This is a genomic window from Myxococcus vastator (assembly GCF_010894475.1).
Lineage (GTDB): Bacteria > Myxococcota > Myxococcia > Myxococcales > Myxococcaceae > Myxococcus > Myxococcus vastator.
Map to the genome: position 1 here is coordinate 1 of NZ_JAAIYB010000215.1, position 13,558 is coordinate 13,558.

Consider the following 13,558-nt stretch of genomic DNA (forward strand, 5'->3'; position numbering starts at 1 on the left):
GGGGTGACGGGGGGCTGGAAGCTCATGGGCGTCGGACTCCACGCGCGGACCCATACTCCCTTGCAGGCCATCACCGCCAGTCCCGACGCGATGCACTCACGGCCCCGCCAGCACGGCCGGCGCGGCGCAGGCGTTATCGTCGGGGGAATGGGAGGCGGCTCGGTCTGTTGGGGGGCCACCTCGGGCATCGGGAGATGAGGACATGAGAAGGGCGTATGTGGCGTCGTTGCTGACCGGGCTGTTGACCTCCGCCGTGGCGACGGCCGAGGCCCCACCTCAAGACCCCTTCCTGTGGCTCGAGGAGGTCCAGGGGGAGAAGGCCCTCGAGTGGGTGCGCGCCCAGAACGCGCGGACGCTCGCGGTGCTGGAGAAGGACCCGCGCTTCGAGACCTTCCACGCCCAGGCGCTCGAGCTGCTCACCTCCACCGACCGCATTCCTTCGCCCGGCTTCCGGGCTGGTGGTGTGGACAACTTCTGGCAGGACCGCGGCAACCCCCGAGGACTCTGGCGGCACACCTCGCTGGATGGCTACACGCGCGCCCAGACACCGTGGGAGACGGTGCTGGACGTGGACGCGCTGGCGAAGGCCGAGAAGGCGAACTGGATTTGGAAGGGCAGCAACTGCCTGCCGCCCGCGGACCAGCGCTGCCTCGTCTCGCTGTCCAACGGCGGCAAGGACGCCGTCGAGCTGCGCGAGTTCGACGCGACCGCGAAGCACTTCGTGGAAGGGGGCTTCCGCGTCCCCGAGGGCAAGCTGTCCGCGTCCTGGTTGGACACGGACACGCTGCTGGTGGGGCGCGACTGGGGCGGGGACACGCTCACGGAGTCGGGCTATCCCTTCGTGCTCAAGCGCTGGAAGCGCGGCACGCCGCTGACGGAGGCGCAGGAGGCCTTCCGGGGCGAGCGCACCGACGTCTCCGCGTCTCCCTTCCTGTTGCGGGACGCGGACGGCGCGCTGCGGGCGGTGCTGGTCAACCGCGCGGTGACCTTCTTCGAGTCGGAGTACTACCTGTTGGGCGACGCGGCGCCGGTGCGGCTCCCGTTCCCCCGGAAGTCCTCCCTCCAGGCCTTCGTGGACGGGCAGGTCGTCTTCACGATTGAAGAGGACTGGGGCCGCTTCAAGCAGGGCGCGCTGCTGGCGTACCCGTTGGCCGCGCTGAAGGCGGACCCGGCGAAGGCGAAGCCCACGCTGCTCTTCCAGCCGGGCGCGCGTCAGGCCATCGAAGCGGTGGCGGCGACGCGGGGGCGGGTGCTGGTGAACCTCTACGAGGACGTGAAGGGCGCGCTGGATGTCTACACGCCGGTGAAGGGCCGCTGGAGCCGCAAGCGGCTGGCCTTGCCGAAGAACGCCTCGGTCGCCATCACCGCGACGTCGTCTTCACATGACCGCTTCTTCGTGAAGTCCCAGGGCTTCCTCGAGCCGACGGCGCTGTGGCTGGCGGACGCGAAGGCGGGGACGGTGAAGAAGGTGAAGTCGCTGCCCGCGCGCTTCGATGCCTCGAAGCTCCGGGTGGACCAGTACTGGACGAAGTCGAAGGACGGCACCCGGATTCCGTACTTCCTGGTGCGGCCGAAGGCGCGGAAGCTCGACGGCACGCTGCCGACGCTGGTGTATGGCTATGGCGGCTTCCAGCTGTCCAAGCCGCCCGTCTACCTGCCGGAGGAGGGCAAGTTGTGGATGGAGCGCGGCGGCGCCTACGTCGTCGCCAACATCCGGGGCGGCGGCGAGTTCGGTCCGCGCTGGCACCAGGCGGCCCTGCGGGAGCACCGCCAGCGCGCGTTCGACGACTTCGCGGCGGTGATGGAGGACCTGGTGCGCAGGAAGGTCAGCTCCCCGCGCCGCCTGGGAATCTACGGCCGCTCCAACGGCGGCGTCCTCACCAGCGTGGCGATGACGCAGCGCCCGGACCTGTTCAACGCGGCCGTCATCGAGAGCCCGCTCATCGACATGATGCGCTACCACAAGCTGCCGGCGGGCGCGTCGTGGGTGGGGGAGTACGGCGACCCGGAGGTGCCCGGGGACGCGGCGTTCATCTCGAAGTACTCCGCCTACCAGAACCTCCGCGAGGGCGTGCGCTACCCCGCGCCGTACATCACCACCAACACGAAGGATGACCGCGTCCACCCGGGCCACGCGCGGAAGTTCGCGGCGCGCCTGGAGGCCATGGGCCTGCCGTACCTGTATTACGAGAACACCGACGGCGGGCACTCCAACGACGCGGACCCGTTGCTCAACGCGCGCCGGTGGGCCCTGCACCACGTCTACCTGTCGCGGCAGTTGATGGACTGAGCGGCCGACGGCGGGTGGGACGCCAGGGCAAGGAAAACATATTGATTGAGATTTTAAGATTATTCCTGATTTTTGCTGATAGGGTGCTCCGCGCAGCGCTTTCCCCTTTCAGGAGCACCTCCATGTCCCAGCTCAAGATGCGGCTCGTCTCGTTGTCCATCCTCACCCTGTCCCTCACGGCCGTTGGCTGTGGTGTTGGCGCGGAGGTGGAGCCGGAGCCGCTGCCGTCCGAGTCGGAGTCGGCGTCGGAGCACGTCGTTGATGAGGAGGTCCTCTACGGAGGACACGAGCACGATGAGGGCGAGGTCTCCGCCATGGCCTCCGCCGCGGCCTGCGCGGGGTTCTGCAATGACGAGTGTGTGGCGTATGCCCGATGCCGGGCGCCCAATCTTCCCTATGGGCTGTTCACGTGGGCAGACAAGCGCGCCATCATCAACAGCAACCACGCGCACGTGGGCTGCGTGGCGATGATTCTGGGCTCGAACCCCGCGGGGCACACGGCGTTCGTCGCGAAGGTCAACAAGACGGTCAACCCGTACCGCATCACCCTGAACGAGTCCAACTGGGGCTCGCGCACGTGCAACACGCGCACGGGGACGAAGGGCGGCCTGAACATCACCAACTACTGGTGCCCGCGCGCGGCCCACACGGCGAGCTGCGCCGGCCCGATGTAGTGCCGAGGCCCGCGGGTCTTCGCCGCGCTACAGTCCCGCGTCATGGGAAACGTCCCTGACGCCGTGGAACCGAAGCTGGGAAGGCCATGCTGCTGACGCTCTCGACGACGCATCATCCCGCGACCGACCTCGGGTACCTGCTCCACAAGAATCCGCACCGCCCGCAGTCGTTCGAGCTGTCCTTCGGACACGCGCACGTCTTTTACCCCGAGGCCACGGAGGCGCGCACCACGGTGGCGTTGCTGCTGGAGGTCGACCCCGTCGGGCTCGTCCGGGAGCGTCGCGGCCCTTCAGGCGAAGGCGGTGTGCTGGACCAGTATGTGAATGACCGGCCCTATGTGGCCTCGTCGTTCCTGAGCGTCGCGCTCGCACGCACGTTCCGCAACGCGATGTCGGGCAGCAGCAAGGAGCGGCCGGACCTGGCCGGGCAGCCGCTTCCGCTGGTGGCCCGCCTCTCCGTGCTCCCCTGCCGCGGCGGCGAGCCCTTCCTGCGGAAGCTCTTCGAACCCCTGGGCTACACCGTCACCGCCACGCGGCACGCGCTGGACGAGACACTCCCGGACTGGGGCCACAGCCGCTACTTCACCGTCACGCTGGAGGCCCGCACGCGCCTGAGTGACTTGCTCACGCACCTCTACGTGCTGATTCCCGTGCTGGATGACGACAAGCACTACTGGGTGGGCGACGAGGAGGTGGAGAAGCTCCTGCGGCACGGGGAGGGCTGGCTGGCGGCGCACCCGGAGCGGGACATCATCACCCGGCGCTACCTGCGTCACCGCAAGAGCCTCGCGCGTGAGGCGCTGGAGCGGCTCTCCGGTGACGAAGCGCCCGAGCCAGAGGAGGGGATGCAGGCGCACAACCAGGAGGAGGCCGCGCTCGAATCGCGGCTGAGCCTCAACGAGCAGCGGCTGCAGGCCGTGGTCGCCGTCCTCAAGGAGAGCGGCGCCGCGCGCGTGGTGGACCTGGGCTGCGGCGAGGGCAAGCTGCTCCGGGCCCTGCTCAAGGAGCGGCAGTTCACCGACATCCTCGGCATGGACGTGTCCTTTCGTTCGCTGGAGATTGCCCGCGAGCGGCTGGACCTGGACCGGATGTCGGAGCTTCAGCGGCGCCGGATACAGCTCCTCCACGGCTCCCTCATGTACCGGGACGCGCGGCTGGCCGGGTATGAGGCGGCGTCCGTCATCGAGGTCATCGAGCACCTGGACCCGCCGCGGCTCGCGGCCTTCGAGCGCGTCCTCTTCGAAGCTGCCCGGCCCAACGTGGTGGCGCTCACCACGCCCAACGCCGAATACAACGTGCGCTTCGAATCGCTCCCCGCGGGCACCTTCCGCCACCGCGACCACCGCTTCGAGTGGACCCGGGCCGAGTTCGAGTCCTGGGCCCAAGGCCTCTGCGAGCGCTTCGGCTACAGCGTCCGCTTCCTCCCCGTGGGTCCCCTGGACCCGGACGTCGGTGCGCCGACCCAGATGGCGGTGTTCGCGCGATGAAGCTCACGATTCCTGAACTCTCCCTGGTCCTGCTCATCGGTCCTTCCGGCGCGGGCAAGTCCACCTTCGCGCGCCGGCACTTCAAGCCGACCGAGGTCCTGTCATCGGATGCCTACCGGGGCATCGTCTCCGATGACGAGAACAGCATGGAGGCCACGAAGGACGCGTTCGAGACGCTGCGCTTCGTCGCGGCCAAGCGGCTGGCGCGGGGTCTGCTCACCGTCATCGACGCGACCAGCGTGCAGCCGGAGGCGCGCAAGCCCCTGGTGGAGCTCGCGCGCGAGTTCCACGTGCTGCCCGTGGCGGTGGTGCTCGACGTCCCCGAGAAGACGTGCCAGGAGCGCAACCGGCAGCGGCCTGACCGGACCTTCGGTGCGCATGTGGTCCGCAACCAGCTCCAGCAGCTGCACCGCTCGCTGCGGGGGCTGGAGCGCGAGGGCTTCCGCCATGTCCACGTGCTGAAGCCGGAGGCGCTGGAGGCCATCGAGTTCGTGCGGCAGCCGCTGTGGAACAACCGCAAGCACGAGCACGGCCCCTTCGACATCATCGGCGACGTCCATGGGTGCCGGGAGGAGCTGGAGGCGCTGCTGGGCAAGCTGGGCTACGAGGTGCGTCCCCGCGCGGACGGTGCGCCAGGGTTCGACGTGCGTCCGCCCGAGGGCCGCAAGGCCCTCTTCGTGGGAGACCTGGTGGACCGGGGCCCGGACACGCCGGGTGTGCTCCGGCTCGTCATGGGCATGGTGGCGGCGGGCAGCGCGCTGTGCGTCCCGGGGAATCACGAAGTGAAGCTGATGCGCAAGCTGCGCGGCCGGGACGTGAAGGTGTCACACGGCCTTGCCCAGTCGCTGGAGCAGCTGGAGCGTGAGCCGCCCGAGTTCCACAAGGCGGTGGTGGACTTCATCGACGGGCTCGTCTCGCACTATGTCCTCGACGAGGGGCGGCTGGTGGTGGCGCACGCGGGCCTCAAGGCGTCCATGCAGGGCCGTGGCTCCGGCCGGGTGCGTGAGTTCGCCCTGTACGGAGAGACGACGGGCGAGACGGACGAGTTCGGGCTGCCCGTGCGCTTCAACTGGGCCGCGGAGTACCGGGGCAAGGCGGCGGTGGTGTACGGGCACACGCCGGTGCTGGAGGCGGACTGGCTCAACAACACGCTCTGCGTGGACACGGGCTGCGTGTATGGCGGCAAGCTGACGGCGCTGCGTTATCCGGAGCGAGAGCTCGTCTCGGTGCCCGCGGCGCGGGCCTACGCGGAGTCCATCCGGCCGCTGGGCGGTGCTGTCACGCCAGGGAGCGGGCTGAGCGCGCAGCAGGTCCATGACGACCTGCTGGACATCGAGGACGTGCGAGGCAAGCGCGTGGTGACGACGCGGCTGAGCCAGAACGTGACGGTGCGCGAGGAGAACGCCACGGCGGCGCTGGAGGCGATGAGCCGGTTCGCCATCGACCCGAAGTGGCTCATCTACCTGCCGCCGACGATGTCGCCCTCGGAGACGAGCAAGGCGCAGGGCTATCTCGAACACCCGGCGGAGGCGTTCGCCTACTACCGCAAGGAAGGGGTGGCGAAGGTCGTGTGCGAGGAGAAGCACATGGGCTCGCGCGCGGTGGTGGTGGTCGCCCGCGACGAGGCGGCGGCCCTCCGGCGCTTCGGCGTCACGACGGGCGCGACAGGCGTCTGCTACACGCGCACGGGGCGCCGCTTCTTCACGGACACGGGGCTCGAAGCGGCGTTCCTGGCGCGGGTGCGCGCGGCGCTCACCGCGTCGGGGTTCTGGGAGGCGCACCAGACGGACTGGGCGTGCCTCGACGGGGAGCTGATGCCCTGGTCCTTCAAGGCCCAGGAACTGCTGCGCGAACAGTACGCTTCGGTGGGCGCGGCCTCACGCGCGGCGCTCACGGACGTGGTGTCGGTGCTGGCGCAGGCGGTGGGGCGCGGGCTGGAAGTCGGGGAGCTGGCCACGCGCTTCGGCGAGAAGGCGCGCAGCGTGGAGCGGTACGTGGAGGCGTACCGGCGCTACTGCTGGCCGGTGCATTCGCTGGAGGACGTGCGGTTCGCGCCCTTCCACCTGCTGGCGACGGAAGGGGTGGCGCACCTGGACAAGGACCATGTGTGGCACATGGAGGCGCTCGCGCGGGTGTGCCAGGCGGACGCGACGTTGCTGGTGGCGACACCGTTCCGCGTGGTGGCGCTGGAGGATGACTCCGCGGTGGCGGAGGGCGTGCGCTGGTGGGAGGAGCTCACGGCGCGAGGAGGGGAGGGCATGGTGGTCAAGCCGCTCGACTTCGCGGTGCGTGGGCGCAAGGGGCTGCTCCAGCCGGCCATCAAGTCGCGAGGGCCGGAGTACCTGCGCATCATCTACGGTCCGGAGTACACCGCGCCCGCGAACCTGGAGCGGCTGCGTCAGCGAGGCCTGTCCACGAAGCGCTCCCTGGCGCTGCGTGAGTTCGCGCTCGGGGTCGAAGGCCTGGAGCGGTTCGCGCGCGGCGAGCCGCTGCGTCGCGTGCACGAGTGTGTCTTTGGCGTCCTCGCGCTGGAGAGCGAGCCGGTGGACCCACGGCTTTGATGTAGGCTTTGGGGCGGGAGCGCCAGGCGCCCAGTGGAGGGATGAGGATGAACTTCTACGACGAGTCGTCCCCATTTCTCTGGTGGGAGTCCAACCTGTGGTGGGTGCTCGCGCTGGCGATGTCCGTCGGGCTGGGCGTGTGGTGCTGGTTGATGTGGGGCTCACGTCAGCCTGGGGATGTCCTGCGGGTGGCGCCCGCACCCGGCGTCGGCCGTCTCCGGTGGGGGCTGGACGCTGTTGCGTGGGCCGTGATGGCGGCTGCCTTCATGGGCCCCATGGCGTTCGTCACATCCTGGCTGGTGGCGACGGACTCGCTCGTCCCTCACTGTGAGGTGGTGGAAGGGCGCCCGTCGTTCTCGTTCTTCATCCGGTTACCTTGGTTCGGATTGGCCCTGGTGGCGCTCGTGGGAGGCATTGCCTACGCGCGCCGGACTCGAGCACCCAGGGATGTGCGTGACGTGTTCCTGGCGGTGGAGACCGCACGGCGTCCCACTTAATGCCGGTGCGCCGCCGTGCCTGAGGGCATCATCGCCGTGACGAACAGGCGCCTCAGGCAGTGGGCGCGAGCCGCACCGCGCTGAAGTCCGTGGCGGCGGCATCCCGGTTGTGCGGGGCGCACCCGGCCCATGCGGGCAAGGGGAGAGCCAGCCCCCGCGGGCGCTGGTGTCTGGCGAAGGCGCTCGCCAGAATTCCCAATCACATGCGAACGAACCTCGTGGGTGCCGCGCTTCTCCTGCTGGCTGCTTGTGATTCCTCTTCGTTGAACCCTGGGCCCGATGACCCGCCGTCCCTGCACCAGGTGACGCGGGTGGAGGCCGCCCGGGGCGTCGAGCTGGAGGTGCTCGACCATGGCGGCCAGGGGCCGGCGCTCGTGTTCCTCGCGGGCATGGGCAGCACGGCCCACATCTTCGACGCGCTGGCGCTCGAGTTCCGGGACACACACCACGTCTACGCGCTCACCCGCCGTGGCTACGGCGCCTCGGATTGGCCCGACACCGGCTATGACACCGCCACGCTGGCCACGGACGTCCTGGGGGCGCTGGACGCGCTGGGGCTGTCGAAGGCGTCGTTCGCCGGCCACTCCCTGGCGGGGGACGAGCTGACGTGGCTGGCGCTCCACCACCCCGAGCGCGTGGAGGCACTCGTCTACCTGGACGCCACCGACAGCCGGGGCGAGATTGCCGCGTTCCTGGAGGGCGAGCCGTTGCCGCCGCTGCCCTTCTCCGTGCTCGACGGCCTTCCTTCACGGCAGGCGGTGGCGGAGCGGCTGGCGCAAGATTTGGGCGGAGGGCTCCCCGCGCACGAGGTCGAACAGGCGTATGAATTCGACGCCGCGACAGGGGCCTACCTGCGCGAGCGCCGCCATCCCGGCGCCACGGAGCAGTCCGTCCGGGGCGCGGCCATCCTGGACCTCGAGCGCGTGCAGGGGCCCGTGTTGTCCCTGTCGGACGGACAGGGCTTCACCGCGTGGGTGGAGGCCCTGGCGGCGGCCGAGTCGCTGCCGCTGGAGTTCCGGGAGAAGGCCCGCGGCTTCCTGCCCACCATCCGGCAGCACGAGACGGACCTGGAGGCCGCGCTGCGACGTCATCCCGGCTGGAGGCACCTGCAACTGGAGGGCGCGGGGCACTACATCTGGCTGACGAACCGGGCGGAGGTCGTGACGCGGATGCGCGACTTCTTCGCCGCCACCGCCGCGCCGTAGCGCGCCCCCCGCCGGCGTTGTCTGTCCGAGCCACCTGCCCGGACAGAGCGCCACGGAGAACGGCTCAGCTCCGCTGCGCGTAGTACTCCACGATGAAGGGCTCGTTCACGTCCACGGGGATTTCCTCCCGCTCGGGCAGGCGCACGTAGCGCAGCCCTTCGCCCTCACCCAGCACCTGGACGTAGGCGGGCACGGGCCGCGACTTCATCCGGCTGAAGGACTCCTGCACCACGGCGAGCTTCAGGTTCGCCGTGTGGAAGCGGACTTCGCTGCCAGGCTTGACGCGGAAGCTGGGGATGTCCGCCCGCTTGCCGTCCACCTGGAGGTAGCCGTGGCGCACGAACTGCCGGGCCTGGCGGATGCTGGTGGCCAGCCCGGCGCGCAGCACCAGCGAGTCCAGCCGGCTCTCCAGGAGCTGCAGCAGCACCGTGCCGGTGTTGCCCGGGGCCTGGCGCGCCTCCTTGAAGGCCGCACGGCACTGATGCTCCAGCAGGCCGTAGTACAGCTTCAGCTTCTGCTTCTCCCGCAGCCGGCGCGCGAAGTCGCTCACGCTGGTGCGCGCGGTGGCACCGTGCTGGCCAGGAGGATAGGGCCGGCGCAGCACCGGGTCCTTGTCCGGGTCCTTCGCGGTGACGCGCGAAAGCGGAATCCCCAGCCGACGACACATCTTTCCTCGCGGTCCCAAGTCGCGTGCCACGTGTTCCTCCGACCATCTCCCGGTGTCCGAGTTGGAGATGAAGTTGATAATCAGTATCAATTTCAATACTCCCGGTTCGGGCCCGGGGTCAAGCCCGGAATTCGAGGTGGGGACGCGGGCGCGGGCTGGACGGGGCCACTCAACCGCCGCGCGGCGCCGTCTCTCGTCGGAAGATGGCGCCCGCGAGCACCGCCACGACGGTGACGCCGGCATAGGCCACGAGGCCCGCGGCCACCATGGCGAACAACGCGGAGAGCCCCGCGTCGAGCCGCGCGGCGACGAACCACCCGGCGCCCGCGCTGATGACCAGGCGCGAGGTGCCCGCCAGGAAGGGCCACAGCACGCGGCCCGCCCCCTGCGCGGCGAACGCGAGCACGAAGCCCAGGCCCAGCAGTCCGTAGAACGGCGCCACGATGCGCAGGTAGTCCAGGCCCGGCGCCACGACAGCCGGCTCGCGGCTGAAGGCATGGAGCCAGACTTCTGGCGCCAGCGCCGCCGCCAGTCCAATGACTCCCGCCGCCACGAAGCCCAGCCCGCCGCCCAGCCAGGCGATGCGCCGGGCGCGCTCGTGCTGTCCCGCGCCCACGTTGGTGCCCACCAGCGTCAGCACGGCCGTGCCCAGGCCAAAGAGAATCGGGATGATGAGGTAGTCCAGACGGGACGCCATGCCGTAGCCCGCCAGCGCCTCCACGCCGAACATTCCCACGGCGCCGGTGATGACCATCACCATCAGGTTGGGCTGCAGCGTGCTCAACGCCGTCAGCAGGCCCACGCGCAGGATGTCGCGGAGCAGGCGCGGCTCCACCGGCCCCTTCGTGAGTTGGACCGCGGCCCGTCCGGACGCCATGTAGCGCAGCAGCCAGAGCGCCGCGCCCACATAGAACAGCGTCATCGCGAGCCCCGCGCCCGCCAGCCCCAGGGCGGGCACCGGGCCGAAGCCAAAGATGACCCCTGGCGTCACCACGAGGAAGACAGCGGCGCCCACCAGCGTCACCAGCGCCGGGACGCGCACCTCGCCCGCGCCGCGCAGCGCCGCCGCGAGCAGGTTCACCAGCCAGAAGGGAATCGAGCCCGCGAACACGTAGTTCGAATACTGGAGCGCGGCGTCCAGCGCGCCCGCCCGTCCACCCAGCACCGTGTACAGCGCGGGGCCCGTCGCCCAGGCGAGGACGCTGAAGACCAGGCCAATGGCCAACGCCAGCACCACGGCATGCCAGACCAGGGCATTCGCATCGTCCCGCCGGTTCGCGCCCAGGGCTCGCGCCACCGCGGAGGCCACGCCGCTGCCAATGCCTCCGTTGGACATCATCGTCATCAACATCACGACGGGGAAGACGAGGGAGACGCCCGCCAGCGCCTCCGTGCCCAGGAAGCTCGCGTACCAGTTCTCCGCCACGCCCACCAACGACTGGGCAATCAGGACCAGCGTGGTGGGCACGGCGAGCTGGAGCAGGGGCTTCAGCAGCGGGCCCCGCAGCATCGCGTCTTGAAATGATGCCCGCCCGGGGAGCGCGGAAGGCGTGGACCCGGGCACTGCCTCCCGCGCCGGAGCTGCGTCGCTGCTGGCTGCGTCACCCATGGGACGTCACCTCACGCGCTCAGCGCACCAAGATAGGCACCGGAGGACAAGCCTTGTTTGACCATGCGGCGCACGTCGTCGGCGAGCACTTCCTCCTCGCCGGTCTCCATCGCGGTCAGCGTGAGACGCACCACGTCTGTAGGATTCGCCCGTCGCGTGGCGACCTGCTGGGGCCTGCGCTCAGGGCTGGATGGCCACCTTGAAGACGCCGTCACGGCGCTCGCCGAAGAGGGCGTAGGCCTCCTGGATGTCCGCGAGCTTGAAGCGGTGGGTGATGAGCGGCGACAGGTCGACGCGCTGGTGGTGCACCAGGTCCATGAGGCGGCGCATGCGCTCCTTGCCTCCTGGACACAGGGTGGTGACGATGCGGTGGTCCCCCAGGCCGGCGGAGAACGCGTCGTAGGGCAACTGGAGCTTGCCCGAGTACACGCCCAGGCTGGACAGCGTGCCCGCGGGCCGCAGGCAGCGCAGCGCGCTCTCGAAGGTCTGCTGGGTGCCCAGCGCCTCGATGGCCACGTCGGCGCCGCCGCCCGTGAGCCGCTTCACCTCGGCCACCACGTCCTGCTGACGGTAGTCGAGCACCACGTCCACGCCCATCCTCCGCGCCATCTTCAGGCGCGCCTCATCGCCGTCCACGCCCACCACGAGCGAGGCGCCCATCAACCGCGCGCCAATGGAGGCGCACAGGCCAATGGGCCCCTGCGCGAAGACGACCACCGCATCGCCGATGCGCACGCCGCCCGCCTCCGCGCCGCTGAAGCCCGTGGAGGCGATGTCCGACAGGAGGACGACCTGCTCATCCGTGAGCCCGTCAGGTATCGGCGCGAGGTTGGCCTGCGCGGAGGGGATGCGGATGTACTCGGCCTGGGCGCCATCCTGGGTGTTGCCCATGCGCCAGCCGCCCAGGGCCTCCCAGCCCGCGCCGTGGCCGCACTGCGAGAGGTGGCCGGACAGGCAGGCCCTGCATTGGCCACACGGGGTGATGGCGCCCACGAGGACACGCTGCCCCGGGCGATAGTCCGTCACGCCGGGGCCAAGCTCCTCAATGACGCCCACGGGCTCGTGACCGATGACGAGCCCTGGGCGCACCGGGTACTCGCCTCGGACGATGTGCAGGTCCGTGCCGCAGACCGTGGTCAGCGTCATCCGGATGACCGCCTCGCCGGCTCCCGCGTGGGGGCGCTCCACCTCTTCGATGCCGAAGCGGTTCACCGCCTGAAAGACATTGGCTCGCATGCTCTCCCCCCGTGGCTCGTGGATGCCCACCCGTGAAGTCTTGGCACGGTGCTGGAAGGTGTCATCCGCTCGGGCGTGGAGGCGGCGGTGGCGTTCGTACCGGGCGCATGCTCGGGGGCATGGGGATGTGGCAGTGGCTCGGGCCCGCGCGCTCCGGGCCCGGGTGGATGTCATCTCCTGACATCGGCCGCATCGTCCTCGGTGAGTCGCGCCCGCGCAATCAGGCGTCTACCTCAGGGGGCGGTACCATGAGCGTCTCACCGGACACGCAGAAGCCACCGCAAGCCGAGCCGCCTGAGGTGGCCGCCGCGCCTCGTCTGCGCTGGTTCAGCGAGCTGTCCCGCGAGGACGTCGCGCTGGCGGGTGGCAAGGGCGCGAACCTGGGCGAGATGACGCGGGCAGGGCTGCCCGTTCCGCCGGGCTTCGTCATCACCGCCGCCGCCTTCCAGGAGGCCATGGCGCCGGTACGTGCCCGGCTGAGCGCGCTCTGGGCACAGGTGGACCCGGATGACCCTTCGTCACTGACCCAGGTGACCCAGCAACTCCGTGCGCAGGTGCGGAGCGCGCCCGTCCCGGAGCGGCTGCGCGCTTCCATCCTGGAGGCGTATCAACAACTGGGCGCGGACCGGGCCGTGGCGGTGCGCTCCTCGGCGACCTCGGAGGACTCGGTGGCCACGTCCTTCGCGGGGATGCACGAATCCTTCACCCACGTGCTGGGCGAGGACGCCTTGATGGATGCGCTGCGGGCCTGCTGGGCTTCGGCTTATGGCGAGCGCGTGGTGGCCTACCGCAAGGCGGCGGCGCTGACCGAGGAGCCCGCCATCGCCGTGGTGGTGCAGGCCATGGTGGATGCGTCCCGCGCGGGCGTCATGTTCACCGCGGACCCCTCTACGGGAGACACCGGCCGCATCGTCATCGAGGCGGCCTGGGGGCTGGGAGAAGTCGTGGTGGGCGGGCAGGTGGAGCCGGATACGTATTGCGTCACCAAGAAGGAGCCTCGCGTGCGCGAGGTCCGGGTGGGCGACAAGAGTGTCCGCCTGGTGCGCGATGCCGAAGGCCACACGCAGCGCGAGACGCTGAGTCCGGAGCAGGCCCACGAGCGCGTGCTGAGCGACGTGGCGGTGCTGGAGCTGGCGCGGTTGGGACTGCGGGTGGAGCAGCATTACGGCGCGCCGCAGGACATCGAGTGGGCGGAGGAGGGCGGCCGGTTGTACCTGGTGCAGACGCGTCCGATTACCACGTTGGGCAAGCCCGCCGTCGCGCCTCCGCCGGAGGAGGGCCACGCGGGCAAGGCGCTGGTGCGGGGACTGAGCGCGTCGCCCGGGGTGGCGG

At 70.2% G+C, this 13,558-nt stretch carries 11 protein-coding genes; 7 read left to right on the forward strand and 4 right to left on the reverse strand.

Translation table 11 applies throughout. The features are described 5' to 3' along the window. Nucleotides 1-202 precede the first annotated feature (202 nt). The 6 genes from G4D87_RS21100 to G4D87_RS21125 all read left to right on the forward strand — a co-directional run bounded on the left by G4D87_RS21100 (nt 203) and on the right by G4D87_RS21125 (nt 8,714). A complete protein-coding gene (locus tag G4D87_RS21100; RefSeq protein ID WP_163783862.1) occupies nt 203-2,290 on the forward strand; it encodes a prolyl oligopeptidase family serine peptidase in 2,088 nt (695 codons plus the stop codon). 122 nt (nt 2,291-2,412) lie between these two features. Next, nucleotides 2,413-2,964, forward strand: a complete 552-nt coding sequence (locus G4D87_RS21105; protein ID WP_163783863.1) for a hypothetical protein — start codon at nt 2,413-2,415, stop codon at nt 2,962-2,964. Between the two features lie 86 nt (nt 2,965-3,050). After that, entirely contained in the window at nt 3,051-4,451 is a 1,401-nt protein-coding gene (locus G4D87_RS21110; RefSeq protein ID WP_163783864.1) for a 3' terminal RNA ribose 2'-O-methyltransferase Hen1, read from the forward strand. Beyond that, a complete protein-coding gene (locus G4D87_RS21115; RefSeq protein ID WP_163783865.1) occupies nt 4,448-7,012 on the forward strand; it encodes a polynucleotide kinase-phosphatase in 2,565 nt (854 codons plus the stop codon). The genes G4D87_RS21110 and G4D87_RS21115 overlap by 4 nt, the downstream gene beginning before the upstream one ends. Before the next feature lie 47 nt (nt 7,013-7,059). Then, nucleotides 7,060-7,509 carry a hypothetical protein gene (locus tag G4D87_RS21120; protein ID WP_240358464.1) on the forward strand — a complete coding sequence of 150 codons (450 nt, stop codon included), beginning with the start codon at nt 7,060-7,062 and terminating at the stop codon, nt 7,507-7,509. A gap of 203 nt (nt 7,510-7,712) precedes the next feature. Continuing rightward, nucleotides 7,713-8,714, forward strand: a complete 1,002-nt coding sequence (locus G4D87_RS21125; RefSeq protein WP_205507664.1) for an alpha/beta fold hydrolase — start codon at nt 7,713-7,715, stop codon at nt 8,712-8,714. A 64-nt stretch (nt 8,715-8,778) separates the two neighbouring features. Here G4D87_RS21125 and rpsD read toward each other — a convergent pair whose 3' ends face one another. From rpsD to G4D87_RS21145, 4 genes are all read right to left on the reverse strand, one after another. Continuing rightward, entirely contained in the window at nt 8,779-9,411 is a 633-nt protein-coding gene (rpsD, locus tag G4D87_RS21130) for a 30S ribosomal protein S4 (RefSeq protein ID WP_163783867.1), read from the reverse strand. Nucleotides 9,412-9,550: 139 nt separating this feature from the next. After that, the gene (locus tag G4D87_RS21135) at nt 9,551-10,990 is read right to left on the reverse strand and encodes an MATE family efflux transporter (protein ID WP_163783868.1); all 1,440 of its coding nucleotides are present in this window, start codon (nt 10,988-10,990) and stop codon (nt 9,551-9,553) included. A gap of 11 nt (nt 10,991-11,001) precedes the next feature. Continuing rightward, a complete protein-coding gene (locus tag G4D87_RS21140; protein WP_240358465.1) occupies nt 11,002-11,124 on the reverse strand; it encodes a short-chain dehydrogenase in 123 nt (40 codons plus the stop codon). A 46-nt stretch (nt 11,125-11,170) separates the two neighbouring features. Next, nucleotides 11,171-12,226 carry an NAD(P)-dependent alcohol dehydrogenase gene (locus G4D87_RS21145; RefSeq protein ID WP_163783869.1) on the reverse strand — a complete coding sequence of 352 codons (1,056 nt, stop codon included), beginning with the start codon at nt 12,224-12,226 and terminating at the stop codon, nt 11,171-11,173. Nucleotides 12,227-12,474: 248 nt separating this feature from the next. On the opposite strand from G4D87_RS21145, the gene G4D87_RS21150 reads away from it, so the two are divergent. After that, nucleotides 12,475-13,558: PEP/pyruvate-binding domain-containing protein (locus tag G4D87_RS21150; RefSeq protein ID WP_275902294.1), on the forward strand; the 1,084-nt coding region annotated here is incomplete at its 3' end.